The organism is Phenylobacterium sp. (genome assembly GCF_016124325.1).
Taxonomy (GTDB): Bacteria; Pseudomonadota; Alphaproteobacteria; order Caulobacterales; family Caulobacteraceae; genus Phenylobacterium.
Map to the genome: position 1 here is coordinate 1 of NZ_WGNY01000005.1, position 22,451 is coordinate 22,451.

The following is a 22,451-nucleotide window of genomic DNA, read 5'->3' on the forward strand; positions in this document are numbered from 1 at the left end:
AGGGTGCGCCAGGTCGCGGCGAGGTCCTGGGGCAGGAGCAGCAGGCGGCAGGCGCGGGCCACGAGGTCGTCGAGGTCGGCGTCGAGGTAGTCGGCCGCCTCGGACCAGTCGTCGAGGATGTAGTCGAAGCTGTCGAGCACGGCGTCGCGCTCGGCGGGGTCGGGGACGGCGGCGGCGGCGATGCGGTCCATGGCGTCCTGCAGCTCGACGGTGCGCGCGTCGACCTGCGCGTCGCGGGCCAGGGCTTCGATGGACGACAGGGCGGTTGGAGGCGCCGCGCGCTCGGCCCGCCGCTCGGCGGCCTTCATCTTCAGCGCGAGCGTGCTGCGCAGGCAGCGCGAGACCTTCTGATAGGTGCGCCCCAGGGCGGCGACGTCGTCGGGCTCGGTCGCGGCCAGGAAGCGGGCATGGGCGTGGGCCACGGCCTCCATGTCGCGCTCGGCCAGCCAGGCCAGCATCCCCAGGTCACGATCGGTCGCCGCGGTGGACATGGCGGGAGTGTGGAGGGCCGGTGCGACAGAAGCGGACGTAGGGGGAGTTCGTGCCTCCTAGGCGACCCTGGGAAGGTCCGCCTGTAGGCTCAGGCAATTTTTGGCGGCCTGTTCGCTGACTAGAAGCACGCGCGGAGAAATCAGACTCTGACTAGCTCATCCAGCCCATCGATGAGGGCTCTGAAATAGGCCAGACTATCGTTGAGTTGAGCAAGATCGACCGACAGCGTCATCTCGCCATGCACAATGTTGTTTCGGAGATCAATTTGGCGATCCAACTCCTCGCTGGCTCGTTCAGCTACCCGCCCCTTCGCCTTGTCGGCGAAGTAGGCCTTCAACTGGGCATTCTTACCGAGGCGATCACCGAATGGATCAGGTAATTCGAGGTCGACAAAAAGACTCTTAAGGCGATCTGATGTGCAATTCCCCATTATCTTTGTATAAATTTCCGCATTGAGCTTTATAGGCGCACTACCAGAAAGATTTATTCCAAGATTGTCAAGAAGTGAATCAAAATTATACGCTGAACCCATGATTGATCCTGTCTTAATATAGTATAAAATCCTAGATGCGTGATATACATGACTATTCCGAAAGGTTCTTTTCAACGCCTGATAACTTTTTGCAGTCTCAAATCGATCTTCAATGACTGCTCTAACTAAGTCGCGAATATATCGCTCAAATACGCCGTTAAGCTGAACAATTAGCGGCCTGTAAAACGCGGCGGCATCAACAGTCTTATGCCTAAGAGCAATCTCTAGCGCACCTTTTGCGCGCTCATCATCTTTAAACGTCTGAAACAATTGCCCCGCACGGCCAACTACAATATTGCTATAGGCAGCGCGAATTTCGATCATAGATGAAATCTCATCTATATAATGATTTGCTATAGATTTCGCATCACCCAACTTAGACATCTATAATTTCTCGAATTACGCTCTCTACCGTAGAAATGCGCTCCTCAATCGTGGTCGCAGTATTTCCTCGCCCAACCATCAAATCATATTTTTCGCCGCTAGGCGCCGCTAGGGCGAGAACAGCCGGACGAATGGAGTCCCGCTTTGCTTTGATGAGTCCGGAATATTCTCTTAGATGGAACATTGCGATCATCTCAGCATCGTATAGTGGCCTCGATAGACGACCCGGCTTGCCTGGATTCTGCCGGGGCAGTCGGAAGGTATCCTCCCTGTACACGTCGATGCACAAGCTTAATGCGGCTTTAAATTCAGCTTCGAATTCTTCTTGTTTGTCCTGACTGAAATGACGCCATTCTTTCATGGTTTCATCAAGCATGGACCTGACGGAGCCGGACAGCTTCTTGGGCCCGCGGAACGCGAAAAAGCGGAGCACGATTTCGACGTCTGCCATTCGTTTGAATAGAGGGTTCTCGACAAGCGCCGGGCTGAGCGAATCGTCTGCAAGCGTATTGTCTTTATGGCTGGGGATATCCCACGCATCCGTAAAGGCGGGGAGGCCAGAAAGCGAAATAAGTAAGGAATTAAATGAACCGGAGTACAACGAATTTCGCAACTCTTGTTGATTCAGACGCTCACCACCCCTGTTTAGCCGATCGAATACCTGAGCCCTTAAGTCTATACTGTCTTCCTTCGGCGAGCTATTATCAGACATTAGAGTAATAGCTGATATTTTTGCCCTATCTAATCCCCTTCTAACCAGAGGTGGCAGCGTACTATAGTTTCTTCCGTTCAGAGCTTCCCATATATCCAGGCCCTCGAGGCTGAATTTGTTCCCGAAAAACTCCGCAATAGTATTGAGTCGTTGCTGACCATCCATAACCTCAAATCGTCCGAGATCCTTCTCGTACAGAAATACCGGAGGCACTGGTATATTCATTATGAAACTCTCGATCAATTTCGATTTCTTCTTAACGTCCCACCTCAATCTACGCTGATATTCAGGACGCAAGTTGCTCCAAATACCCTCGCCTGAACCGCCAATGAATTGGATAACGTGAGACAGAAAGAGATCGTTCTTCTCTTGAACAACGCGGAGGCGCCCGGTTTCGAACGTCTTTTCGATTTGCTTGTCTGACAGGCCTGCCGCGACCACCATGCCGCCAGCAGCCGGGGGAGTGTCTTCATCGCTCAAGTCGTCGGCGTATTGATCTGTCACGTTCTAAGCCTTCAGTCTCTCAGCTCGTTCGAGCAATGGGTTGGCGAGCGCTCCCCGAAATTGACGCACGTCGGTTGGGCTAATCAACTCCCTCGGGAGGCGTGGCCAAAGCAAAGTCTTGAGGAACGTTAGTTAGACGGAGCACAGCTCGTCAGCTCGCTCGTCGAGATTGCCCCATGGGATGCGCTTGGCCTAGTCACAAGGCGTCCACTTTTCGCCTTGAAGTGAATGCCCGGAATGCGGAATTGAAGTCCGCCTCGCCCTCGCCGTCCCCCACGTCAGGGACCTTTAACTCCTCTCCCAAGCGCGGGACGCGCAGGCATGGGAGGCGGAACGATGACGGTGGATTCCGGGGACACGATACCCATCCCGAGCTGATAGCGGTCAGGCGGTCACGGCGCAGTGCGCGCGGCCTGCCCCCTCCACCATCGGCTCTTCGGCCTGCGGCCTCGGCCGATGGTCCCCCTCCCGCCGCCTTTGGCGGGGGAGGTAGGCGTCAGATGATCCGCCCTGCTCCTCTCCCGGACGCGCCAGCGTCGTGGGAGAGGAGCTGAAAGGGTGTCAGGCCTGCCCGAACGCGAGGGGCCGGGCGCGGCGGCGGCGCACGGCGGCGCCGATGAGGCCGAAGCCGGCCAGCATCATCGCCCAGGTCGCCGGCTCGGGCACGCCCTGCGGGACGTCGAGGTCGAAGTTGACCACCCGGCGCCGCTGGGCCGCGGTGAGGCCGTCGAGGAAGGGATCGCTGGTCAGCGCGAAGGCGCGCTCGGCGGCGATCACCACGTCGTCGCGGGTCGTGCCGCCGACCAGGGTGGAGGCGAGGACGGCGTAGTTGAGCAGGCTGGCGCTCTGTCCCGGCGCGAGGGTGAGCGTGTAGTTCACGCGGTACTCCTCCCCCGCCAGCGTCTGGACGCCCAGGCCGTTGCCGCCATGGACGGCGCCCACCACCGGATCGCCCACGCAGACGCCGTTCAGGCGCTGGCAGGTCACCAGATATCCGGGGCCGCGCGCCTCGGTGTAGGTGTAGCTGTCGGAGCCCAGGTTGCCGAAGAAGGTGACGGTCTGGGTCACGGTCTCGGCGCCGGTGTTGGTGAAGGTGTCGAAGAAGCGGAACAGGTTCTGGTCGGTGAAGGCTTCCGTCTGGCGCGAGAGCGCGAAGCCGCCCGTGGCCTTGTAGAAGCCCCATCCGTCGAAGGCGTCGCGGCCGCCGTCGGAGATGGCGCCGACCGTTGCGTTCTCGGCGCCGGGCCCGACGTAGCTGGTGACGTAGCCGGTCGGGCCGTAGATGTCCGACGTGATCACAAATTGCGCCGCGTGGGCCGCCTGGCCCGGCAAGACGGCAAAGGCGGCGAGCGCCAACAAACCCCACTTCACTGTTCGACCTCCAATTTCGTCTCAAGATGCGACGCGCGGGGGGTCATGGCGCAGAACGGCCGGCGCGGAGAGCGGGCTGCGACGAAGAATCGACGAAGCGACCAAGGCGCGACGGGAAGGCCGGGGAACCGCAAACGGTGTCGCCGTCCCCCACGTCAGGCGCCTCATCCTTCCGCTCAAGCGCGCAGGACGCGCAGGCATGGGAGGAGCACCGATGAGCGATATTCTCGACCTGGGCGGGCGCGTGGCGCTGGTGACCGGGGCCGGACAGGGCGTGGGGCGGCAGGTGGCGCTGCAACTGGCCGACGCCAAGGGCTCGGGCGGGGTGGTGGTCAACGACTACGTGCTGGAGCGCGCCGAGGCGGTGGCCGAGGAGATCAAGGCGGCCGGCGGCAAGGCGATCGCCCTGCAATGCGACGTCTCGGACCACGCCGCGGTGAAGGAAATGGTGGCCAAGGCCGCCGCCGACCTGGGCGCGGTGGGCGTGCTGGTCAACAACGCCGGCAACGCCGGCGCCAACCCCTCGGCCGAGCTGGGCAAGCCGTTCTGGGAGACCGGACCGGAGGTGTGGAACAGCTTCATCGGCGTGAACCTGTACGGCGTGATGAACTGCACCGCCGCGGTGATCCCCGGCATGCTGGAGCGCCAGGCGCCGGGGCGGATCATCACCATCATCTCCGACGCCAGCCGGTGGGGCGACGCGGGGCTGGAGATCTACGCCGGGGCCAAGGCGGGCGCGGCGGGCTTCATGCGCTCGGTGGCGCGCTCGCTGGGCCGCTACGGGATCACGGCCAATTCGGTGGCCATCGCGCTGACCGCCACGCCGGCGGTGGAGCGCACGCTGAACGGCGACCCCGAGCGGCTGAAGCGCACGCTGGAGAAGTACATCATCCGCCGGCCCGGGCGGCCCGATGACATCGCCAACATGGTGCAGTTCCTGGCCAGCGACGCCTCGGCCTGGATCACGGGGCAGGTCTATCCGGTGAACGGGGGGTTCTCGTTCGCGCTGTGACCTTCCTCCCCCGCCGCAGGCGGCGGGAGGAATTTGGAACCACGGATTGCACGGATGGACACGGATGGCGCCGGCGCCGATCCGTGGAATCGGTGAAATCCGTGGTTTGAGACGATCGCGCCTTCGGCGGAGCGCCTAGCTGCCGACGGGGAGTTCGCGGATCTCGACCGTGCCGCCGGCTTCGAAGACGGGGTTGCCGGGGAGCAGGGCCTGGGCGCCGGCGAGGCTGTCGGCGGTGACGCGGACGAAGCCCGAGATGTGGGCGGTGGGCTCGGGCGCCTCGCCCGACTTCTTCACGCAGGCGCCGGCGCCGATGGCGCTGCCGCCCTGGAAGACGCCCGCCTCGCGCAGGCGGGTGAGGTAGGGGTCCCAGTCGAGCCGCGCGCCGCCGGGGGCGTCGTCATGCATCAGGAAGATGAAGTCCGGCATCGGCGTTACGCTCCACAGCGGTGCGGACCGCCTCGGCGGCGGCCTCGAACGCCAGCATCGTCGATGTGTGGCGCGCGGGGTAGTCCTTTACGGCCTCGAGCAGCGCCAGATCGGCGAAACGGCCGGCGGGCGGGGGGCCGCCGGCCTTGAGCATGGCGCGCAGGCCGTCGCGGGCGGCCTCGATCTCGGCGAGGCTGGCGCCCATGACGTGCTCGCCCAGCACCGAGGCGGCGGCCTGGCCGAGCGCGCAGGCCTTCACGTCCTGGGCGAAGTCGACGACCGTGTCGCCGTCGACCTTGACGTCGACCGTCACCCGGCTGCCGCACAGCTTGGAGACCTTCTCCGAGGAGGCGTGGGCGTCGGCCAGCCGGCCCAGGCGGGGCGTCACCGCCGCCAGCCGCAGCACCTTGGCCGAGTAGAGGTCGTCGATCATGGCTCCTAGGTCGGGGGTGGGAGGGGCCGTGTCAATTCCGCCGCTTCGACACCCCCGAACGGGGGAGGCTCCGCCGGGCGCCGGCGCCTAGTCTGGGGTGACAGACTTCGGGGGACTTTCAGGTGAAGCTCAAGACCGCCGCCAACGCCGCCCTGCTGGCGATGGCCCTTTCGATCCCGGCCGCCGCGCACGCGGTGGTCATGCCCGACCACAGCTTCGCCCTCGACGGCGACCTGGCCGACAGCATCGGCGGGGCCACGCTCAGCCTGGTGGGGAGCGCGACGCTGGGAGCCGGCGGGGTCGCCTTCGACGCGGGCGAGGGCCTGTCGCTGACCGGCGCGTTCGCCGACCCGGCGGTCTATTCCGTGGAGATCTTCTTCCGCTTCGACAGCGCCGGGGCCTATTCGCGGATCCTGAACGGCAGCGGGACCGACAACGGGCTCTACGTGCACAGCTCGGGCGGGCCGAAGGTGGACTACTACGAGGGCGGCGCCATCGACGGCGCGGCGTTCTCGCTGGGCGAGATGCACCACCTGGTCTTCAGCCGCAGCACGGCGGGCGCGACGGTCTACCTCGACGGGGCGTCGGCGCTGACCACGGCGGCCTTCGGCAGCTCGACCGTGCCGGGCGCACTGCTGTTCTTCATCGACGACCAGGCCGAAGAGGCGCCGGGCTATGTGGACTTCATCCAGACCTACGACCGGGCGCTGACCGGCGAGGAGGTCGCCAGCCTGTACGGCGGCGGCCAGCCGACGCCCTACGGCGGCGTGGGCGGCGTGCCCGAGCCGGCGACGTGGGCGCTGATGATCCTGGGCTTCGCCGGCGCCGGCGCGGCGCTGCGGCGACGCGGGACCGCGCTCGCCTAGGGACCGAACTCAAGTCGAAGCCGGCGAGTTCGACGACGTCCGCTCATCCCGGCGAAGGCCGGGATCCAGATCTCGAAACGCCGAGGCGGATTGGCTGGCCTCGGAGCCTCCAGAACCCACCTCAAGAGCCCTCCATCTGGATCCCGGCCTTCGCCGGGACGAGCGGGATAGAATACAGGCTCTAGGCCTTCGCCAGTTCCCGGATGGCGGCGGCGAGCTTGTCCATCTGGGCGGCGTCGTTGACGAAGGACGGGGAGACGCGGACGCAGGCGCCCCGGGCCACGCCCAGGCGCTCGACCGTGAAGATGCGGTAGCGGTCGAACAGGGCCTTCTTCAGGGCGATGTTGTCGGCGGGGCTGGTGCGGCCGGCCAGGCGGAACGAGGTGATGCCCGCGTGCAGGGCCGGGTCGTTCGGGGTCAGCACCTCGACGCCGGGAACGCCGCGCACCGCCTCGGCCCAGCGGTCGCGCAGGTAGCGCAGGCGGTGGGCCTTGTTGGCGAGCCCGATGGCCTCGTGGGCGTCGATGGCGTCGGCGACGGCCAGGACGGCGGCGTAGTTGACCGTGCCGGTGTGGATGCGCGCGTCGATGCGCGGGGACGGCCCCTCCAGGATCGAGACGTCGATGTCGGGGATGCGGTCCTTCCGGATGTAGACGAGGCCCACGCCCAGCGGGCTGCCGATCCACTTGTGCAGGTTGAGGCCGGCGAAATCGACGCCGAGGTCGCGCAGCGCGAACTCGGTCTGGCCCAGGGCGTGGCCGCAGTCGAGCAGCACGTCGACGCCCCTGGAGCGGGCCAGAGCGGTGATCTCCTTGACCGGCGGGATCAGGCCGGTGCGGTGGCTGAGGTGGGTGAGCAGCATCAGCCGCACGTCGGGATTGGCCGTGAGCGCGGCGTCGTAGGCGGCGATCAGGCTGTCGCGGGAGACGGGCTCGGGCAGGTCGATCTTCACCACGCGGACGCCGCGCACCTTGGCCAGCGAGCGGATGCCGGCCTGCATGCTGTCGTAGTCGAGGTCGGCGTAGAGGACGGCGTCGCCGGGCTTCAGCCGGTTGTAGCCGCCGATCAGGGTGAGCATCGATTCCGTGCCGCCGCGGGTCCAGGCGATCTCGTCGGGGTCGACGCCCAGCAGGCGGGCGGCCTTGGCGCGGACGGCCTGGACGTCGGCGTTCACGGGGCCGCGGAGATAGAGGGTGGTCTCGCGGTTGATGCGGTCGACCTTCTGCTCGTAGGCGACGCGGACGGCGCGGGTCATGGCGCCGAACATGCCGTTCTCGAGCTGGATGACGCCGGGCGGCGGGGCGTCGAACAGGCCGCCCACCTTGGCCCAGTAGCCCTCGTCGCGGGCGAGGACGGCGGGATCGGCGGCCGCGGCGGCGGGCGCGGCGATCGACGCGGCGGCTCCGGCGGCGAGGACGGCGCGGCGGGACATCTGCATGGCGGGCTCCGGCTGCTGCAGGGCCATCTCCGACCCGCCCGCGCCCTCGGCGTCAAGCGATGGTTTGGCGACAGTAGCCGCCTGGCGAACTTCTAGAGCACGTCCTTCGATCTAGAGGCCTCTAGGCGCCCCAGACCTCGAGCTGGCCCCGGCGCTCGACCCGGCGCGCGACGCGCAGGTCGAGCAGGCCGGAGAGCCCCGTCTCGTCCAGCAGGGCCCGCATGGCGGCGCGGGCCGGCGGCGCGGCCTCGTCGACCACGGCCTGGACCTTCTGGAGCAGGTAGACGCGGTAGGGCATGACGTTGACCCGCAGCTCGTGGCCGCGCCAGGCGAAGGCGGTTTGGCCGATGACGCGGTCCTGGGTGCGGGGCATGCCGTTCGTGCCCGGCTCGAGGCCCGGATGGTCGGCCAGCCAGGCGTTGGTGAAGGCGACGAAGGCCTCGACCTCGGGCAGGTAGTCCTCGGCCACGAAGCGCAGCAGGCGCTTGAGGGTCTCGGGGACCGCGTCGTCGGCGAACAGCTCGGGCGGCGGGCAGCCGTATTCGCCGGCGTCCTGGTCGGCGGCGTTCATGCGCTCGACCCAGCGCCAGACCCGGAAGGCCGTGCGCTGCATCATCCGGGCCGGATAGGGGTCGCGCGCGAGGTGGGCGTAGAGCGGGGCGATCAGGCCGTAGTCGCCGAGGCTGGGCGCCCCGCCCAGCAGGTAGGGCGAGCCGGCCAGGTGGTCGTCGAACAGCCGCAGGAACTCGGCGTAGGCGGCCTCCACCGCCGGGATGGTCTCGGGCGAGACGCCGAAGCCGGCCATCGCCTTGCGCATCCGCCCGCTGGCCATGGCGAACACCTCGGCCTGGGCGGCCTCGGAGGCGCCGGTGGGGGCGAGCGCGGCGGGGAAGTCGCGCTCCAGGAACGCCCGGTTGGTGTCGTCGAAATTCCAGCGGTAGTGCATGGCCGGGCGCAGCAGGCCCTCGCCGCCGAACAGCTCGAACACCTGGGCGACCAGCCGGTGCAGGGGCGTGGCGGGATAGGCCGGGAGCCGCGCGCGCCCCTCGGCCTCGAAGTGGGCGATGATCTCCGAGCCGTCCTGGATCAGCTCGCCCGCCGGCGTCTCCAGGACCGGGATGATCCAGCGGCCGATCTTGGGCACGATCTCGGCGCGGAAGCGGGCCTCGCCGGCCGCGCGGTTCTCGAACGGCACGCCCTGCTTGATCAGGTAGGACCGCGCCTTGCCCGTGTAGAGCGAGCCCGGCGTTCCATAGAGGCGATAGGTCATGCCGCTATTGCCGCGCCATCTCGGCCTCGCCCACGGCCTCGCCGTCGAGCGCCTGGTCGGCGTCCATGGAGACGGTGACCTTCTTCAGCGTCCCGGTGAAGGCGAAGGGGGCGGCGTAGTCGGCCACGGGACTGCCCCGGTCGAGGCCGATGTCGAGGCCCGACCACGAGATCAGGGTGTTGAAGCCGGTGTTGGCCACGGCCGAGCCGGCGGCGCGGCCGTCGACCGTGAGCGTGAAGGTGCGCGCGCCCGCCTCGTCGCGGACCGCCAGCACGCCCAGCCGGGTGGCGCCGGCCGGGACCGGAGCGTCGGAGACCGCGGTGGTCTTCTGGCCGCCGATGTTTAGCGTGTGATGCAGCCGGCCGCCCTTGAGATAGAGGCTGTAGCCGCTGGTGGCGTCGCCGTGGGCGATCAGCACCCCCTCCTCGCCGCCCTGCAGGCGGGCCACGTCGGCCTCGATCCGGTAGGTGCGAGCGCGCACGTCGGGGGCGACGTCGGTGGGCAGGTGGCCCATGCCGGCGTGGAAGACGAAGCGCGGCCGCGCGCCGTGGTAGCGGGCCGAGTTCTCCGCGAACCGGGGCCCGAAGCGGTCGTCGAGCGGCAGCACCTTGTGGGCCTCGGCGGCGGCCCACCAGTCGTCGACCAGGGCCTTGAGCTTCTCCGGCTCGCGCTCGGCCAGGTCGTCGGTCTCCGAGAAGTCGGCGTCGAGGTGGTAGAGCTCCCACTTGTCGTCGTCGAAGGCGTAGCCCGAGGGGTGGAACGCCACGGCCTTCCAGCCGTCCTTCCAGAGGCCGCGGTGGCCGAACATCTCGAAGTACTGCGACTTCGAGCGCGACGGGGCGGCCGGGTCGGTGAGCGCCGCGGCGAAGCTCTCGCCCTCCAGCGGCGCCTGGGCCACGCCCTGGACGCTGGCGGGCGGCTCGACGCCGATCAGGTCGAGCAGGGTGGGAACCACGTCGCAGGCGTGGGCGAAGCGGTCGCGGATCTCGCCCGCCTGCGGCAGGCGCGCGGGCCAGGAGACCACCAGCGGATCGCGGATGCCGCCGCCGTGGGTGTTCTGCTTGTAGCGGCGCAGCGGGGTGTTGGAGGCCATCGCCCAGCCCCACGGGAAGTTCGAGTGGGTGTCGGGGCCGCCGATGTCGTCGATGCGGGCCACCTTCTCGGCCATCGGCTCGCCGCGGAAGTTGAACGGGCCCATGGCGTTGACGAAGCCGTTGGGGCCGCCCTCCTGCGAGGCGCCGTTGTCGCTCATCACCAGGATCAGGGTGTCGTCGCGCAGGCCCGCGCGCTCCAGGAAGTCGACGAGGCGGCCGAGGTGGGTGTCGGCGTGGTCGAGCATGGCGGCGAAGGCCGACTGCAGGCGGGTGAAGACGGCGCGCTCGTCGTCGGTGTGCTCGGCCCAGGGCTTCACCCCGTCGTTGCGGGGCGGCAGGCGGGTGTCGGGGGGCACAAGGCCCATGGCCTTCTGGCGCGCCAGCCGGCGCTCGCGCTCGACGTCCCAGCCCTCGGCGAAGACGGCGTCGTAGCCCTTGATGAGGTCGGCCGGGGCCTGGTGGGGCGCGTGGCAGGCGCCGGGCGCCAGCCACAGGAGCCAGGGCGTGTCGGGCGCATCGGCCGTGTGGTCGGCGATGTAGCGGATCGACTGGTCCACGAGGTCGGCGGTCAGGTGATAGCCGTCGGCGTAGGTCCCGGGCGGCGGGACCGGCGTGTTGTCGCGCACCAGCTCGGGCGCGTACTGGTCGGTCTCGGCGTCCATGAAGCCGTAGAAGCGGTCGAAGCCACGGCCCAGGGGCCAGCCGTCGAACGGCCCGGAGGGACCGGTCTCGGTGAGCGGCGTGACGTGCCACTTGCCCACCATGTAGCTGCGGTAGCCGTGGGGCTTGAGCATCTCGGGCAGGGTTCCCGCCTCGCGGGCGATCTTGCCGCGGTAGCCCGGGAAGCCCGAGTCGAAGTTGGCCAGGCAGCCCACGCCCACCGAGTGGTGGTTACGCCCGGTGAGCAGGGCCGCGCGGGTGGTCGAGCACATGGCGGTGGTGTGGAAGCCGGAGAAGCGCAGCCCTTCGGACGCCAGCCGGTCGATGACGGGAGTGCGGATCGGCGAGCCGTAACAGCCGAAGTCCGAGAACCCAACGTCGTCGAACAGGACCACCAGGATGTTCGGGGCGCCCTTGGGCGGGCGGGGCGATTCCGGCCAGTGGGGCGTCGACTCCGCCACGGTGCGCGCGATCCGGCCAGTCATGACACTCCCCATGCCGATACTTTTCCCCGACTTGAACGTTCAGCATGGCGAAGGCAAGGCGCCGCGCCAAGCCAGGGGCCAAAGCTACACCATATGCGATGACGTCATCATCCAGAGGTTGTACCAATTGGTCGGGTCCCGATGATTCGGGAGGGTGTCGATGAACGGGGTTTGGGAAGCCGTCAGGGGCTTCTTCGAAACCGGCGCGCTCAATCCGCACGGCATATGCCTGCTGTGGCGGCCGGCGTTGCTGTGGACTCACGCCGGGTCGGACACCGTGATCGGGCTGGCCTATTTCTCGATCCCGCTGGCGCTCGGGGCGTTCGTCTACCGGCGGCCCGACGTGCGCTTCAGCTGGCTGGTGTGGATGTTCGTCGCGTTCATCCTGCTGTGCGGCGTCACCCACTTCATGGCGGTCTGGACGCTCTGGCACGCCGACTACGGGATCGAGGCGCTGTTCAAGGTGGCGACCGCGGCCGTCTCGCTGGCGACGGCGGTGGCGATCTGGCCGCTCCTGCCCAAGGCCCTGGCCCTGCCCTCCACCCGCATGCTGCAGGCGAGCCTCGCCGAACGCGACCGGGCGCTGGCCGAGCTGCGCGGCGCCATGGACACCATGGTCGAGATGCGCGAGCACGAGGCGCGCCAGAAGCTGCTGCTGGACGAGCTGAACCACCGGGTGAAGAACACCCTGGCCTCGGTGCAGTCGGTGGCCACCCAGACCCTGCGCGATTCCGACAGGATGGAGGACGCGCGCGACCTGTTCATCGACCGGCTGATCGCCCTGTCGTCGACGCACAACCTGCTTGTGCAGCACCAGTGGGAGAGCGCGACGCTCCGCGAGCTGACCGAGGCGACGCTGCAGCCCTATGGGCGCCCCTATACGTACACCGGCCCCAACCTGCGGCTGGACCCGAACCTGGCGGTCAGCCTCGGCATGGCGCTGCACGAACTGACCACCAACGCGCTGAAGCACGGCGCGTGGCTGGGCGCGGGCCGGGTGGATATCGAGGTGACGCGGCAGGGCGGCGACCACGTCTGGATCGTCTGGCGCGAGACCGGCGGACCGCTCGTGCGCACGCCGCGCGACCGCGGGTTCGGCTCGCGCCTGCTGGAGCACGGCGTGGCCGGCGAACTCGGCGGCGAGGTGACCATCGAGTTCGCCAAGACGGGCATCATCTGCACGATCCGCGCGCCGCTGACGGAACGGATCCGGCTGGCCGAGGCGGCGTAGGGAAGCGGAGGCCACGCGACAGCGTCATCCCGGCCGCAGCGCTCGCACGAGCGCGGAGAGCCGGGATCCAGCCGCACGGCGGTGAAGCTGCTCCGGTTGACCGCGTCGGCGTTTGAGCGGCTGGGTCCCGGATCTTCGGGCGCCGCGCGCCCTTCGTCCGGGATGACGCCCTACCCTTCCCGCTCGGCCCAGATCGCCTCGGCGCGGGCCTTCAGCGCCTCGTTCATCGCCTGGAAGCCGCGACGGACGGTGCGGCCCATGCGCCGGCCCAGGGACGGGCCCATCAGGCCGCCGAAGAACTCGCCGTTGCTGACGACGCAGCTTTCGGGCGCCAGCGCCTCGATCTCGATGTAGCGCAGGGTGCTGATCATCCCGCCCAGCATGGTGAGCCGCCAGTGGAGCTGTTCGTTCGGCACCCATTCGAGCACCTTGGGGCGCAGTTCCTGGTGCGCCTCGCCGGGCAGGGCCAGGGTGAGCGACAGCGTCCCGCCGATGCGGATCTCGCCCTCGGCGCGGGGATAGGTGGGGTTCCAGTCGGCCCAGCGCCCCAGGTCGTAGACCACCTCCCAGACCACCTCGGCCGGCGCCTGGACGCCGATGCGGTCCTCGACGCGGACGCCGCTGGGGCCCTTGGGCGGAGGCGGCTTCACCTGGCCGGGCGTGGTGATCTTCGGCCCCAGCGAACCCTTGCGCCCGAACGGGCCGGCCTTGAGGTCGGGACCGGGCTTGAAGGCCATCACGCCTGCTCCTTCACGCGCCAGGTGGCGCCGTTGGGCCCGTCCATCACCTCGACGTTGAGGGCGGCCAGCTCGGCGCGGATGCGGTCGGCCTCGGGCCAGTCCTTGGCCGCGCGCGCGGCCTGGCGGGCGGCGATCAGGTCCTCGACCCGAGCCTTGAGGTCGTCGTCGGCGCCGCTCTGGAACCAGGCCTGCGGGTCGGCGGTGAGGAAGCCCATCAGGTTGGCGGCGTCGAGCAGCAGGCCGCGGCTGCTGGCCACGGCGCGTGCGTCCCTGGCCATGACCGCGGCGCGGAGCTTGTCGGCCAGTTGGAACAGCGCGGCGAAGGCGGCCGGGGTGTTCAGGTCGTCGTGCAGGGCGCGCTCGACCTCGGCATGCTCGGCCGCGCCCGCCGGGCTCTGGGCGCCGTCGGGGGCCGGCGCGCCGGCCAGGAACCGGGCGGAATCGTCCAGCACCCGATAGAGCCGGTCCAGCGCGCTCTTGGCCTGGTCGAGCAGGCTGTCGGTCCAGTCGAGGCCCTGGCGGTAGTGGCCCGACAGCAGCGCCCAGCGCAGCACCTCGCCCGGCCACGACTTCAGGAGATCGTGCGCCAGCGCCACGTTGCCGAGGCTCTTGCTCATCTTCTCGTCGGCCATGTTGAGGAAGCCGTTGTGCAGCCAGTAGTGGGCGTAGTCGCGCCCGTGGCCGGAGCAGACGCCCTGGGCCAGCTCGTTCTCATGGTGCGGGAAGACGAGGTCGACGCCGCCGCCATGGATGTCGATCGGCAGGCCCAGGCTCTGCGCGATCATCGCGGTGCACTCGATGTGCCAGCCCGGACGGCCCGGCCCCCACGGGCTCTCCCACACCGGCTCGCCCGGCTTGGAGGGCTTCCAGAGCACGAAGTCGCGGGGGTCCTTCTTGTAGGGCGCCACGTCGACGCGGGCGCCGGCGATCAGGTCGTCCAGCGGCTTGCCCGACAGCTTGCCGTAGTCGGCGAACGCCTCGGTGGCGAACAGGACGTGGCCCTCGGCGGCGTAGGCGGCGTTGTTGCGCACGAGGTCGCCGATCATGGCGATGATCGCGTCCATGGTCTGGGTGGCGCGCGGCTGGAAGGTGGGCGGCAGCGCGCCCAGGGCCGCGGCGTCGGCGTTGTAGGCCTCCAGGTAGCGGTCGGTGACCACCGAGATCGGCACGCCCTCGTCGGCGGCCTTCCGGTTGATCTTGTCGTCCACGTCGGTGACGTTGGCCGCATAGAGGACGTGGCCCTCGCCATAGAGGCGGCGCAGGACGCGGAACAGCAGGTCGAACACCACCACCGGCCGGAAATTGCCGATGTGGGCGTAGTTGTAGACCGTCGGCCCACAGACATACATCGTCACCCGGTCGGGGTCGGCGGGGACGAATTCCCGCTTGGCGCGGGTCATGGTGTCGTAAAGCTTCAGGCTCATGGTCTAGCTAACGTTGCGGCACGGTTGCCCGCTAAGGGCTTGGCCCCATATACAGACCGTCCGGACTGGAGGCCATGCGCCCGACGTCCGATGTGAAAAGGGTGGCACGCGTCATTTCCGGGGCCTTCGCCCCGGCGCAACTCAGCCCTGGGAAGAACGCTCAGACATGGACGCTGTTTCGCGCGAGCGAACCCTCATCGGGTCCGACGACGGAAACCTCGAGCCCTTCACGCGGCCGACGCGCGAGGAGGCCCTGGAGGCCGTGCGCACGCTGATCGCCTGGGCCGGCGACGACCCGCGCCGCGAAGGGGTGATCGACACGCCGAAGCGGGTGGTGGACGCCTACGCCGAGTGGTTCGAGGGCTACAACCTCGACCCGGCCAAGGAGCTGAGCCGCACCTTCGAGGACGTCCAGGGCTACGACGACATCGTCATGCTGCGCGACATCGAGGTGGAGAGCCACTGCGAACACCACATGGCGCCGTTCCTGGGCAAGGCGTTCGTGGCCTACATGCCGACCAACCGGGTCGTGGGCCTCTCCAAGCTGGCCAAGGTGGTCGAGATCTACGCCCGCCGGCTGCAGACCCAGGAGACCATGACCCAGCAGATCGTCGACGCGATCAGCGACAACCTGCGGCCCGCCGGCGTGGCCGTGATGATCGACGCGACGCACCAGTGCATGACCACCCGCGGCGTGCACCACCGCCACGTGAGCACGATCACCACCCAGTTCACCGGCGCCTTCAAGACCGACCCGACGCTGCGCCAGCGGTTCCTGGACTTCGCGAACCGGCGGTAGCGGGGGAAGGCCTCTAGCCCAGGCGCACGGGATCGAGCGGGGTTCCGGGCGGGTAGTGGTCGCCCAGCAGGAACATGCCGTCGAGGGTGATGGCGGCGGGGATGACGGTCTCGCCCGCCTCGCCGGGCGCGGCGGCGGAAAGGTCGAGCTTGGCGAGCGCGATGCGGCGGTCGCGGGCGGGGCTGTCGGCGACGGTGAGGACCGCTCCGTCGGCGCCGATCTCCACGGCCGGATCGGCGAAGAAGACCTTGAGCATGCCGCCGTGGGCCTCGAAGGCGACCTCGCCTGAAAAGCCGCCGATGCCCTGGGGCCGGCCCTGGGCGTCGAGGGCCAGGCTCCCGCCCGGGGCGGCGGCGAAGGCGAAGGCGCCGTCGGGCGCGCGCTCGGCGCCGGCCCCGGCCGCGACCGTGCCCCCCGAGGCCTCGACATAGCCGCGGAAACTCTGCTTCACGCCCCAGGTGAGGGTGGCGATCGTCGGCATGGGGCGGTCTCCCGGGTGCGCTGCGTGCGGGCGCCCAGGCATAGCGGCTCGGCGGAGAAGGTCTAGCTCTCGTCGTCGGGCGGCCGCTGCGGGCGGCGGGCCATCGCGTTCAGCACGAAGAACACCACCGCGACCGCCGCGGCGATGGCGCCGATCCACCAGATCGCGTCGTTGCGGAAAGTCTCGGGCGCCAGTCGCATCGCCGCAGGAGACGCGGCGATGCGGGCGGAATTTAGGTGGCGCTAGACGATCCAGCCCTCGGGCAGGGTCGCCAGGTCGACGCCCTGCAGGGTGACGCTGGCGCCGCCGGTGAGGTGGACGACCACGTCGCCATCCACCTGCTCCACCGTGTAGGGGACATTGCCCTCGATGCGCAGGCGGTCGCCCTCGGCGGCGTGGAAGTCGGTGATCACGTCGTCCCCGCCGCCGGCGAAGACGTTGAAGGTGTCGGCGCCGGCGCCGCCGGTCAGGAGGTCGTCGCCCTTGTCGCCGGAGATGAAATCGTCGCCGGCGCCGCCGTCGAGGGTGTCGTTCCCCTGGCCGCCGCGGACGACGTCATTGCCGTCGTCGCCCGTCGCGGAGTCGTCGCCGATGTTGCCGTAGACGAGGTCGTCGCCGGCGTCGCCGTGCAGCACGTCGTCGTCCTTGCCGCCCAGCACCCAGTCGTCGCCGTCGCCGCCCGAGACGGTGTCGTTGCCGGCGTTGCCGTTGAGGGCGTCGTGCGCATCGCCGCCGGAGATGTCGTCGTCGCCCTTGGCGCCATGGAGCTGGTCCTGGCCGCGGCCGCCCACGATGTGGTCGTCGCCGTCGGAGCCTTCGATCTCCAGGTCGTCGTCGTCCTGCTTGTCAGGATCGTCCGGCGGGTCCTCGCTGGTGGAAGCCAGCGGCCCGACGGCCGCGCCGTCGCCCGTGGAGGGCGCGCGCATCAGATCGCGATCGAGTTCGTCCAGCACATAGGCCATGTCAGCCACCCCCTTCGATTCCGTCGGAAACCCGCGACGCGGGCGAAAGTTTCAACCGGCGCCTCAAGCCGCGCCGCCGGCCTGGAGGCGCCGCACCACCTCGTCGGCGGCCAGCCCCACCACGAGGGTGATCGAGGCGGCCGACGACAGCCCGGTGGTGACCACCTGGGTGCGGCGCGGGCCCTCGTCCATGAGGCAGACGACCTGCTCGGGATTGACGAACACCTGCCGGTCGGCGGCGCCGGCCACGGGCAGGGCGACATAGGTCATGGCGAGGCGTCCGCTCTCTCGGAAACTGTCCGGGCCAGACTGCCGCGACAGCGTTTCGGACCGATTTTCGGAAATCGTTAACTTGCGGGCGCGGCTGACGCGGGGAGAGCGTCGCCAGGGCCGCGATCTTCGCCTAGGTGTGGCGGGACGCGGGGCGCAGGCGCGCGCCGCCCGAGGAGGAGACCCGAAGATGTATTCGCATGTGATGGTGGGCGTGAACGACCTGGAGCGGGCGAAGACGTTCTATGACGCGGTGCTGGGCGCGCTGGGCGCCGGGCCGGGCTTCGTGGATCGCCACCGGGTGTTCTGGATGACGCCCAACGGGGTGTTCGCCGCCTCCCTGCCGATCGACGGCGAGTCCGCCACGGTGGGCAACGGCAGCACCATCGGCTTCGCCTGCGCGAGCTCGGAGCAGGCCGACGCCTGGCACGCCGCGGGCGTGGCCAACGGCGGCGTCTCCATCGAGGACCCGCCCGGCGTGCGCGAGGGGCCCACTGGCAAGCTGTACCTCGCCTACCTGCGCGACCCCGACGGCAACAAGCTGTGCGGGCTCTACCGGATGGGCTGAGGGCCGTCGGCCGAGGCAAGGCGGCGGAGCCAGGCCTGCGCGCCGTGGCGCTCGGCCACGGCGTGGGCGCGTTCGAGCAGCGCGTCGGCCTCACGCGTGGCGTTGGCGCCGCCGTGCCGCCGCAGCACCTCGGCCTTCACCCGGAAGCACTCGGGGGCGCACCAGAAGTCGTCGGTTCCGCCGAACCAGCCGATGGCGTCGTCGATGGCCGCCAGGGCCTTTTCGGGGGCGCCCATGTCCATCTCGGCCTGCGCCATCTCGGCGAGGAAGTAGGGCGTGCGGTAGGTCGCCATGCTCCAGGCGGAGCGCGGAAGCGCGGCCTGCAACCGCGGAAGACCGCCGGCGGCGTCGCCCGACCGAACCTGGATGATCGCCCGCTGGATTTCGGCGCGGATCATCCAGATGTCGAAACCGATGTTCGCGCCCATTTCGCCCAGCCGGCGCGAGGTCCGCTCGGCCGCATCCAGCTCGCCGCGTAGGATCGCCAGCGTGATGGCGGAGTCGAGCGCGAAGCCCAGGGAGGCCGGCTGGCCTCCGCGCACCGCTTCGGCCACCGTCGCCTCGATGCCCGCGCGCGCCGCCTCGGCGTCGCCCCCGATCCAGTCGATCCAGGCCAGAAACCCCTGCGTCAGCACCAGCTGGTCGAACTGGAAGCGGCTCGTGTAGGCGCTCCGATCAACCTCCGCGAAGGCCCGACCGACCTTTTCCAGCACCGGGCGCGCCTCGGAGTGGCGGCCCAGGAGATGCAGGGCGCAGCCCATCAGGCGCTCGCCCACGAGTTGCTCGGCCGCCTGGTGCGCGCCCGCCGCGGTGTCGCGGAGCTGCCGGGCGTAGTCGAGCGCCCGATCCAGTTTGCCCTCGTTCAGCTCCAGGCTCGCCATCGACCACAGGCCCCGCATCACGTAGTCGTGGTCGCCCAGCCGCTGGGCGAGATCGAGGGTGGCGACGAGCGGCGGGCGTCCGCCGCGGTCATTTCCGAGCGTGAACCCGTGCGCCACGCCGAACGCGTGCTGGATCTGCATCTCGAAGGCCTCGGCGTGGGCGCCGGCGGGGAGCGGCGCGGCGAGCGCGCGCCGGCACCACGAGAGACACTCGCGCACCAGGCCAAGGTGAAGCCAGATCTTGGTCAGCTCGGTCGTGATCGCCCGACCCAGCAGGGTGTCGTCGTCGCGCCCGGCGAACGTCCAATCGAGCACCGCGCGCGCGTCCTCCAGACGGGCCGCGTGCAGCCCGAGCCAGGCGTCGCTGCCGATGGTCGCCCAGGATCCGCCGTCGGCGCGGAAGAACGCCAGCGTCGCCTCGGCGTAGCGCCGCATGACGATGTCGGCCTCCGCCGAATCCGCGAGCTTCTCCGCGCCGTAGACCCGGTTCGTCTCCAAGAGGCGATAGCGGACGCCGCCAGCCCGAGACTCGGTTGCGATCAGCGACTTGCGCGTGAGGTCGTCGGCGATCCGGCGAAGGTGCTGCGGCGAGCCGTCGGCGCCGTTCGCGACGGCGCAGGCCAGGTCGAAGTCGAACCGGCCCGCAATGACCGACAGGCGGCGGAACACCGCCTGCTCCTCGGGGTCCAGCAGGTCGAAGCTCCAGTCGAGGGCGGCGCGCAGGGTCTGGTGGCGCGACTGGGCCGTGCGCCGGCCCCCGGTCAGCAGGGTCAGGCGGTCATCGAGGCCCGCCAGGATGCCGCTCACGCCGAGGCTGGCGAGGTTGGTGGCCGCGAGCTCGATGGCGAGCGGGAGGCCGTCGAGCCGGCGGCAGATCTCCGCCACGCCCGGGCAGTCCGCCGGGGAAAGGCTGTAGCCCCCGCTCGCGGCGTTCGCCCGCTCGACGAACAGCTCCACGGCGCTGAAGCGCAGGGCCTCGTCGGGGCGGCCGGGGATCGTCGACGGCGTGGCCAGCGGCGGCAGGCGGTGGACCCACTCGCCCTCGGCCCGCAGCGCCTCGCGGCTGGTGGCCAGGACGCAGAGACCGGGCGCGGCGCGCAACAGGGCCTCGGCGACGGTCGCGGCGGCGTCGGCCAGGCGCTCGCAGTTGTCCAGCACGACCAGCAGCCGCTTGCCGGCCAGCGGCGCGGCCAGCGCCTTCGGGCTGACTTCCGAAACGGCGGGAAGGCCCAGGGCGATGGCCAGGGCGCCCGCCGCGGTCTCCGGGTCGTCCAGGGTCGCCAGGTCGACGAAGCGCACGCCGTCGGCGAAGGCCTCGGCCAGACGCGCGGCCACGGCCAGCGCGACGCTGGTCTTGCCGATCCCCCCGGGACCCAGGACAGTGACGAACCGCTTTTCGAGAACCTGCTGCGCCAGGCTCGCCACGGCGGCGTCACGGCCGATCAGGCGGTCCAGGCGCATCGGGAGGCCGTGGTCCGGCGGTGGCCGCGGCGCCGGCTCCTGCGCCGGAAGGCGGGTGACCGGCGCGGCCAGGATGTAGCCCCGTCCAGCCACGGTCCGGATGGGGTCGCCCTCGGGACCGCCGAGCGCCTTGCGCAGCGCCGACACGTGGACCCGCAGGCCGGCCTCCTCGACGAAGACGTCGGGCCACAGGCGCGCGCGGATCTCCTCCTTGGTGACGAGCTCGCCGGGGCGTTCGGCGAGCAGGAGCAGGATGTCCATGGCCCGGCTGCCGATACGCAGGGTCCGCCCGTCGCGTGAGAGCGTACGCCGCCCGATCGACAGCTCGAAGCCATCGAAGCTGAGAATGGCGGCGTCGGGCATGCGGCCGCACCTCTGTTGCAAGTGAAACGCAGCGGCGACACGCCGCAGAACGACTTGCAGCGCACGCGCGCGGCGCGCGCAAGCGCGCAGTGCGGCAGCCCGGCCGACGTTTGCGATTCTTAACAACACCGAACGAGCGGGGCGAGCCGGGGTGGCGCAGCTTGCACACGGCCGCGGCGCCTCCCCGCCCCGCCCCAGGTCCGATGGAGAATGCGCCTTGAACCCTTCCAGCCTACTCCGCCAGATGGTCCTGGCCGGCGCCGCGGCCGCCGCGCTCGGCTCGCCCGCGGCCTCCGCCGCGAGCTTCGACTTCCCCCCCGGCTTCCGCATCCAGGAGGTCCCGACCAACGGAACCACCCTGCACGTCCGGGTCGGTGGAACCGGACCGGCCGTGGTGCTGCTGCACGGCTATGGCGACACCGGCGACATGTGGGTCCCGCTGGCCGGGGACCTCGCCCGCGACCACACGGTGATCGTCCCCGACCTGCGCGGCATGGGCCTGTCGGCCCGCGCCGACAGCGGCTTCGACAAGATGAACGAGGCGGAGGACATCGCCGGCGTGATGGACGCGCTGCACACGCCGCGCGCCGACGTGGTCGCCCACGACATCGGCAACATGGTCGCCTTCGCCTTCGCCGAGCAGCATCCCGACCGGGTGGCGAAGCTGGTGCTGATGGACGCCCCGGTGCCGGGGGTCGGCCCCTGGGACGAGGTGCTGAAGAACCCCCTGCTCTGGCACTTCCGGTTCGGCGGCCCCGACATGGAGCGGCTGGTCGCGGGCCGCGAGCGCATCTACCTCGACCGCTTCTGGAACGAGTTCTCGGCCGTGCCGGCGCAGTTCCCCGAGGCGGACCGGGTCCACTACGCCAAGCTCTATTCCGCGCCGGGGCGGATGCACGCCGGCTTCGCCCAGTTCGCCGCCTTCGACCAGGACGCCATCGACAATCGCGCCTGGCTGGCGGCGCACGGCAAGCTGACCATGCCCGTGCTGGCGATCGGCGGCGAGAAGTCGTTCGGGCCGATGATGGCGGTGGTCGCGGAGGCGGGGGCCAACGACGTCGAGGAGCGGGTGATTCCCGGCGCCGGCCACTGGCTGATGGAAGAGCAGCCGGCCGCCACGGTGGCGGCGATCCACGAATTCCTGGACGCGCACGCCGCGACGCCGGCCGGCGACCGCCTGGCCCCGACGGCCATCTCGCTCGACCAGGCGATGGCGGCGCCCATGGCCGGGGCGGGCGCGGGCACCTCCGGCGTGACCGGCCTGCGCACCGTCCTGCTCTACGGCGACCCCGCCAAGCCCGGCCCCTACGCGCTGGAAATCCACGTGCCGGCCAACACGGCGATCGCCGCCCACACCCACCGCGACGACCGCTTCGCCACGGTGATTTCGGGGGCCTGGTACTTCGGATACGGCGCCAAGGCCGGCGACGCGGCGGTGAAGCCGCTGACCGCGGGCGGCTTCTACACCGAGCCCGCGGGCGCGCCGCACTTCGCCTTCACCCGCGGCGAACCCGCCGTCGTCCGGCTGACCGGCATGGGCCCCAGCGACACGACCTACGTCGCCGCGGCGAGCCACTGACCCCAACATT

At 69.6% G+C, this 22,451-nt stretch carries 22 protein-coding genes; 6 read left to right on the forward strand and 16 right to left on the reverse strand.

All coding sequences use genetic code 11. From position 1 onward, the window contains the following. The 4 genes from GC203_RS01520 to GC203_RS01535 form a co-directional block, all read right to left on the reverse strand. A partial coding sequence (locus GC203_RS01520) for a hypothetical protein (protein WP_293450620.1) occupies window positions 1–491 on the reverse strand: 491 nt, incomplete at its 3' end. Between the two features lie 140 nt (window positions 492–631). Then, window positions 632–1,408: a HEPN domain-containing protein gene (locus tag GC203_RS01525; RefSeq protein WP_293450621.1), complete on the reverse strand. Its 777-nt coding sequence runs from the start codon at window positions 1,406–1,408 to the stop codon at window positions 632–634. Then, on the reverse strand, window positions 1,401–2,624 hold the full coding sequence (locus GC203_RS01530) for a DUF262 domain-containing protein (RefSeq protein WP_293450623.1): 1,224 nt from the start codon (window positions 2,622–2,624) through the stop codon (window positions 1,401–1,403). The genes GC203_RS01525 and GC203_RS01530 overlap by 8 nt, the downstream gene beginning before the upstream one ends. 561 nt (window positions 2,625–3,185) lie before the next feature. Continuing rightward, window positions 3,186–3,923: a PEPxxWA-CTERM sorting domain-containing protein gene (locus GC203_RS01535; RefSeq protein ID WP_293450625.1), complete on the reverse strand. Its 738-nt coding sequence runs from the start codon at window positions 3,921–3,923 to the stop codon at window positions 3,186–3,188. 286 nt (window positions 3,924–4,209) lie between these two features. Here GC203_RS01535 and GC203_RS01540 point away from each other — a divergent pair, with 286 nt between their 5' ends. After that, window positions 4,210–5,007 carry an SDR family oxidoreductase gene (locus tag GC203_RS01540; protein ID WP_293450627.1) on the forward strand — a complete coding sequence of 266 codons (798 nt, stop codon included), beginning with the start codon at window positions 4,210–4,212 and terminating at the stop codon, window positions 5,005–5,007. Between the two features lie 135 nt (window positions 5,008–5,142). Here the strand turns inward: GC203_RS01540 and GC203_RS01545 are convergent, their stop codons facing one another. Together GC203_RS01545 and GC203_RS01550 are read right to left on the reverse strand one after the other, a co-directional pair. Further along, on the reverse strand, window positions 5,143–5,436 hold the full coding sequence (locus GC203_RS01545) for a YciI family protein (protein ID WP_293450629.1): 294 nt from the start codon (window positions 5,434–5,436) through the stop codon (window positions 5,143–5,145). Beyond that, a complete protein-coding gene (locus GC203_RS01550; RefSeq protein WP_293450631.1) occupies window positions 5,408–5,869 on the reverse strand; it encodes an iron-sulfur cluster assembly scaffold protein in 462 nt (153 codons plus the stop codon). The genes GC203_RS01545 and GC203_RS01550 overlap by 29 nt, the downstream gene beginning before the upstream one ends. A 122-nt stretch (window positions 5,870–5,991) precedes the next feature. On the opposite strand from GC203_RS01550, the gene GC203_RS01555 reads away from it, so the two are divergent. Beyond that, window positions 5,992–6,735, forward strand: a complete 744-nt coding sequence (locus GC203_RS01555) for a LamG-like jellyroll fold domain-containing protein (protein WP_293450633.1) — start codon at window positions 5,992–5,994, stop codon at window positions 6,733–6,735. A gap of 181 nt (window positions 6,736–6,916) precedes the next feature. Here GC203_RS01555 and GC203_RS01560 read toward each other — a convergent pair whose 3' ends face one another. From GC203_RS01560 to GC203_RS01570, 3 genes are all read right to left on the reverse strand, one after another. Further along, entirely contained in the window at window positions 6,917–8,200 is a 1,284-nt protein-coding gene (locus tag GC203_RS01560) for an aminotransferase class V-fold PLP-dependent enzyme (RefSeq protein WP_293450635.1), read from the reverse strand. 94 nt (window positions 8,201–8,294) lie between these two features. Then, window positions 8,295–9,443 (reverse strand): glutathione S-transferase N-terminal domain-containing protein, encoded by a 1,149-nt coding sequence (locus GC203_RS01565; protein WP_293450637.1) that lies wholly within the window; start codon window positions 9,441–9,443, stop codon window positions 8,295–8,297. A 4-nt stretch (window positions 9,444–9,447) separates the two neighbouring features. Then, complete coding sequence (locus GC203_RS01570) at window positions 9,448–11,682, reverse strand: arylsulfatase (RefSeq protein ID WP_293450639.1); 2,235 nt, start codon at window positions 11,680–11,682, stop codon at window positions 9,448–9,450. 160 nt (window positions 11,683–11,842) lie between these two features. Between GC203_RS01570 and GC203_RS01575 the strand changes: the two genes are divergently transcribed. Then, a complete protein-coding gene (locus tag GC203_RS01575) occupies window positions 11,843–12,913 on the forward strand; it encodes a sensor histidine kinase (RefSeq protein ID WP_293450641.1) in 1,071 nt (356 codons plus the stop codon). 170 nt (window positions 12,914–13,083) lie between these two features. Here GC203_RS01575 and GC203_RS01580 read toward each other — a convergent pair whose 3' ends face one another. Both GC203_RS01580 and cysS read right to left on the reverse strand, forming a co-directional pair. After that, window positions 13,084–13,650: an SRPBCC domain-containing protein gene (locus tag GC203_RS01580; protein ID WP_293450643.1), complete on the reverse strand. Its 567-nt coding sequence runs from the start codon at window positions 13,648–13,650 to the stop codon at window positions 13,084–13,086. Continuing rightward, window positions 13,650–15,077, reverse strand: a complete 1,428-nt coding sequence (gene cysS, locus GC203_RS01585; protein ID WP_293450645.1) for a cysteine--tRNA ligase — start codon at window positions 15,075–15,077, stop codon at window positions 13,650–13,652. Before cysS ends, GC203_RS01580 begins: the two co-directional genes overlap by 1 nt. A gap of 166 nt (window positions 15,078–15,243) precedes the next feature. Here cysS and folE point away from each other — a divergent pair, with 166 nt between their 5' ends. Further along, window positions 15,244–15,876 (forward strand): GTP cyclohydrolase I FolE, encoded by a 633-nt coding sequence (gene folE / locus GC203_RS01590; protein WP_293450647.1) that lies wholly within the window; start codon window positions 15,244–15,246, stop codon window positions 15,874–15,876. Window positions 15,877–15,889: 13 nt separating this feature from the next. On the opposite strand, the gene GC203_RS01595 is transcribed toward folE, so the two are convergent. From GC203_RS01595 to GC203_RS01610, 4 genes are all read right to left on the reverse strand, one after another. Next, window positions 15,890–16,357, reverse strand: a complete 468-nt coding sequence (locus tag GC203_RS01595) for an HtaA domain-containing protein (protein ID WP_293450649.1) — start codon at window positions 16,355–16,357, stop codon at window positions 15,890–15,892. Window positions 16,358–16,419: 62 nt separating this feature from the next. Then, a complete protein-coding gene (locus GC203_RS01600; RefSeq protein ID WP_293450651.1) occupies window positions 16,420–16,557 on the reverse strand; it encodes a hypothetical protein in 138 nt (45 codons plus the stop codon). A 42-nt stretch (window positions 16,558–16,599) separates the two neighbouring features. Then, on the reverse strand, window positions 16,600–17,319 hold the full coding sequence (locus tag GC203_RS01605) for a calcium-binding protein (protein WP_293450761.1): 720 nt from the start codon (window positions 17,317–17,319) through the stop codon (window positions 16,600–16,602). A 63-nt stretch (window positions 17,320–17,382) separates the two neighbouring features. Beyond that, window positions 17,383–17,589 (reverse strand): hypothetical protein, encoded by a 207-nt coding sequence (locus tag GC203_RS01610; protein ID WP_293450653.1) that lies wholly within the window; start codon window positions 17,587–17,589, stop codon window positions 17,383–17,385. Between the two features lie 190 nt (window positions 17,590–17,779). Between GC203_RS01610 and GC203_RS01615 the strand changes: the two genes are divergently transcribed. Beyond that, window positions 17,780–18,157, forward strand: a complete 378-nt coding sequence (locus GC203_RS01615; protein WP_293450655.1) for a VOC family protein — start codon at window positions 17,780–17,782, stop codon at window positions 18,155–18,157. Here GC203_RS01615 and GC203_RS01620 read toward each other — a convergent pair. Further along, window positions 18,142–20,862 (reverse strand): winged helix-turn-helix domain-containing protein, encoded by a 2,721-nt coding sequence (locus GC203_RS01620; protein ID WP_293450657.1) that lies wholly within the window; start codon window positions 20,860–20,862, stop codon window positions 18,142–18,144. The two genes, GC203_RS01615 and GC203_RS01620, sit on opposite strands and share 16 nt — an antisense overlap. Before the next feature lie 217 nt (window positions 20,863–21,079). Between GC203_RS01620 and GC203_RS01625 the strand changes: the two genes are divergently transcribed. Further along, the gene (locus tag GC203_RS01625) at window positions 21,080–22,441 is read left to right on the forward strand and encodes an alpha/beta fold hydrolase (protein ID WP_293450659.1); all 1,362 of its coding nucleotides are present in this window, start codon (window positions 21,080–21,082) and stop codon (window positions 22,439–22,441) included. Window positions 22,442–22,451: the final 10 nt, after the last annotated feature.

Bases quoted from the DNA above. Each gene is read 5' to 3' on its own strand.
- GC203_RS01525 (WP_293450621.1), bottom strand. From the start codon at position 1,408: ATGTCTAAGTTGGGTGATGCGAAATCTATAGCAAATCATTATATAGAT.
- GC203_RS01540 (WP_293450627.1), top strand. From the start codon at position 4,210: ATGAGCGATATTCTCGACCTGGGCGGGCGCGTGGCGCTGGTGACCGGG.
- GC203_RS01545 (WP_293450629.1), bottom strand. From the start codon at position 5,436: ATGCCGGACTTCATCTTCCTGATGCATGACGACGCCCCCGGCGGCGCG.
- GC203_RS01550 (WP_293450631.1), bottom strand. From the start codon at position 5,869: ATGATCGACGACCTCTACTCGGCCAAGGTGCTGCGGCTGGCGGCGGTG.
- GC203_RS01560 (WP_293450635.1), bottom strand. From the start codon at position 8,200: ATGGCCCTGCAGCAGCCGGAGCCCGCCATGCAGATGTCCCGCCGCGCC.
- GC203_RS01565 (WP_293450637.1), bottom strand. From the start codon at position 9,443: ATGACCTATCGCCTCTATGGAACGCCGGGCTCGCTCTACACGGGCAAG.
- GC203_RS01570 (WP_293450639.1), bottom strand. From the start codon at position 11,682: ATGACTGGCCGGATCGCGCGCACCGTGGCGGAGTCGACGCCCCACTGG.
- GC203_RS01575 (WP_293450641.1), top strand. From the start codon at position 11,843: ATGAACGGGGTTTGGGAAGCCGTCAGGGGCTTCTTCGAAACCGGCGCG.
- GC203_RS01580 (WP_293450643.1), bottom strand. From the start codon at position 13,650: ATGGCCTTCAAGCCCGGTCCCGACCTCAAGGCCGGCCCGTTCGGGCGC.
- cysS (WP_293450645.1), bottom strand. From the start codon at position 15,077: ATGAGCCTGAAGCTTTACGACACCATGACCCGCGCCAAGCGGGAATTC.
- folE (WP_293450647.1), top strand. From the start codon at position 15,244: ATGGACGCTGTTTCGCGCGAGCGAACCCTCATCGGGTCCGACGACGGA.
- GC203_RS01595 (WP_293450649.1), bottom strand. From the start codon at position 16,357: ATGCCGACGATCGCCACCCTCACCTGGGGCGTGAAGCAGAGTTTCCGC.
- GC203_RS01600 (WP_293450651.1), bottom strand. From the start codon at position 16,557: ATGCGACTGGCGCCCGAGACTTTCCGCAACGACGCGATCTGGTGGATC.
- GC203_RS01605 (WP_293450761.1), bottom strand. From the start codon at position 17,319: ATGGCCTATGTGCTGGACGAACTCGATCGCGATCTGATGCGCGCGCCC.
- GC203_RS01610 (WP_293450653.1), bottom strand. From the start codon at position 17,589: ATGACCTATGTCGCCCTGCCCGTGGCCGGCGCCGCCGACCGGCAGGTG.
- GC203_RS01615 (WP_293450655.1), top strand. From the start codon at position 17,780: ATGTATTCGCATGTGATGGTGGGCGTGAACGACCTGGAGCGGGCGAAG.
- GC203_RS01620 (WP_293450657.1), bottom strand. From the start codon at position 20,862: ATGCCCGACGCCGCCATTCTCAGCTTCGATGGCTTCGAGCTGTCGATC.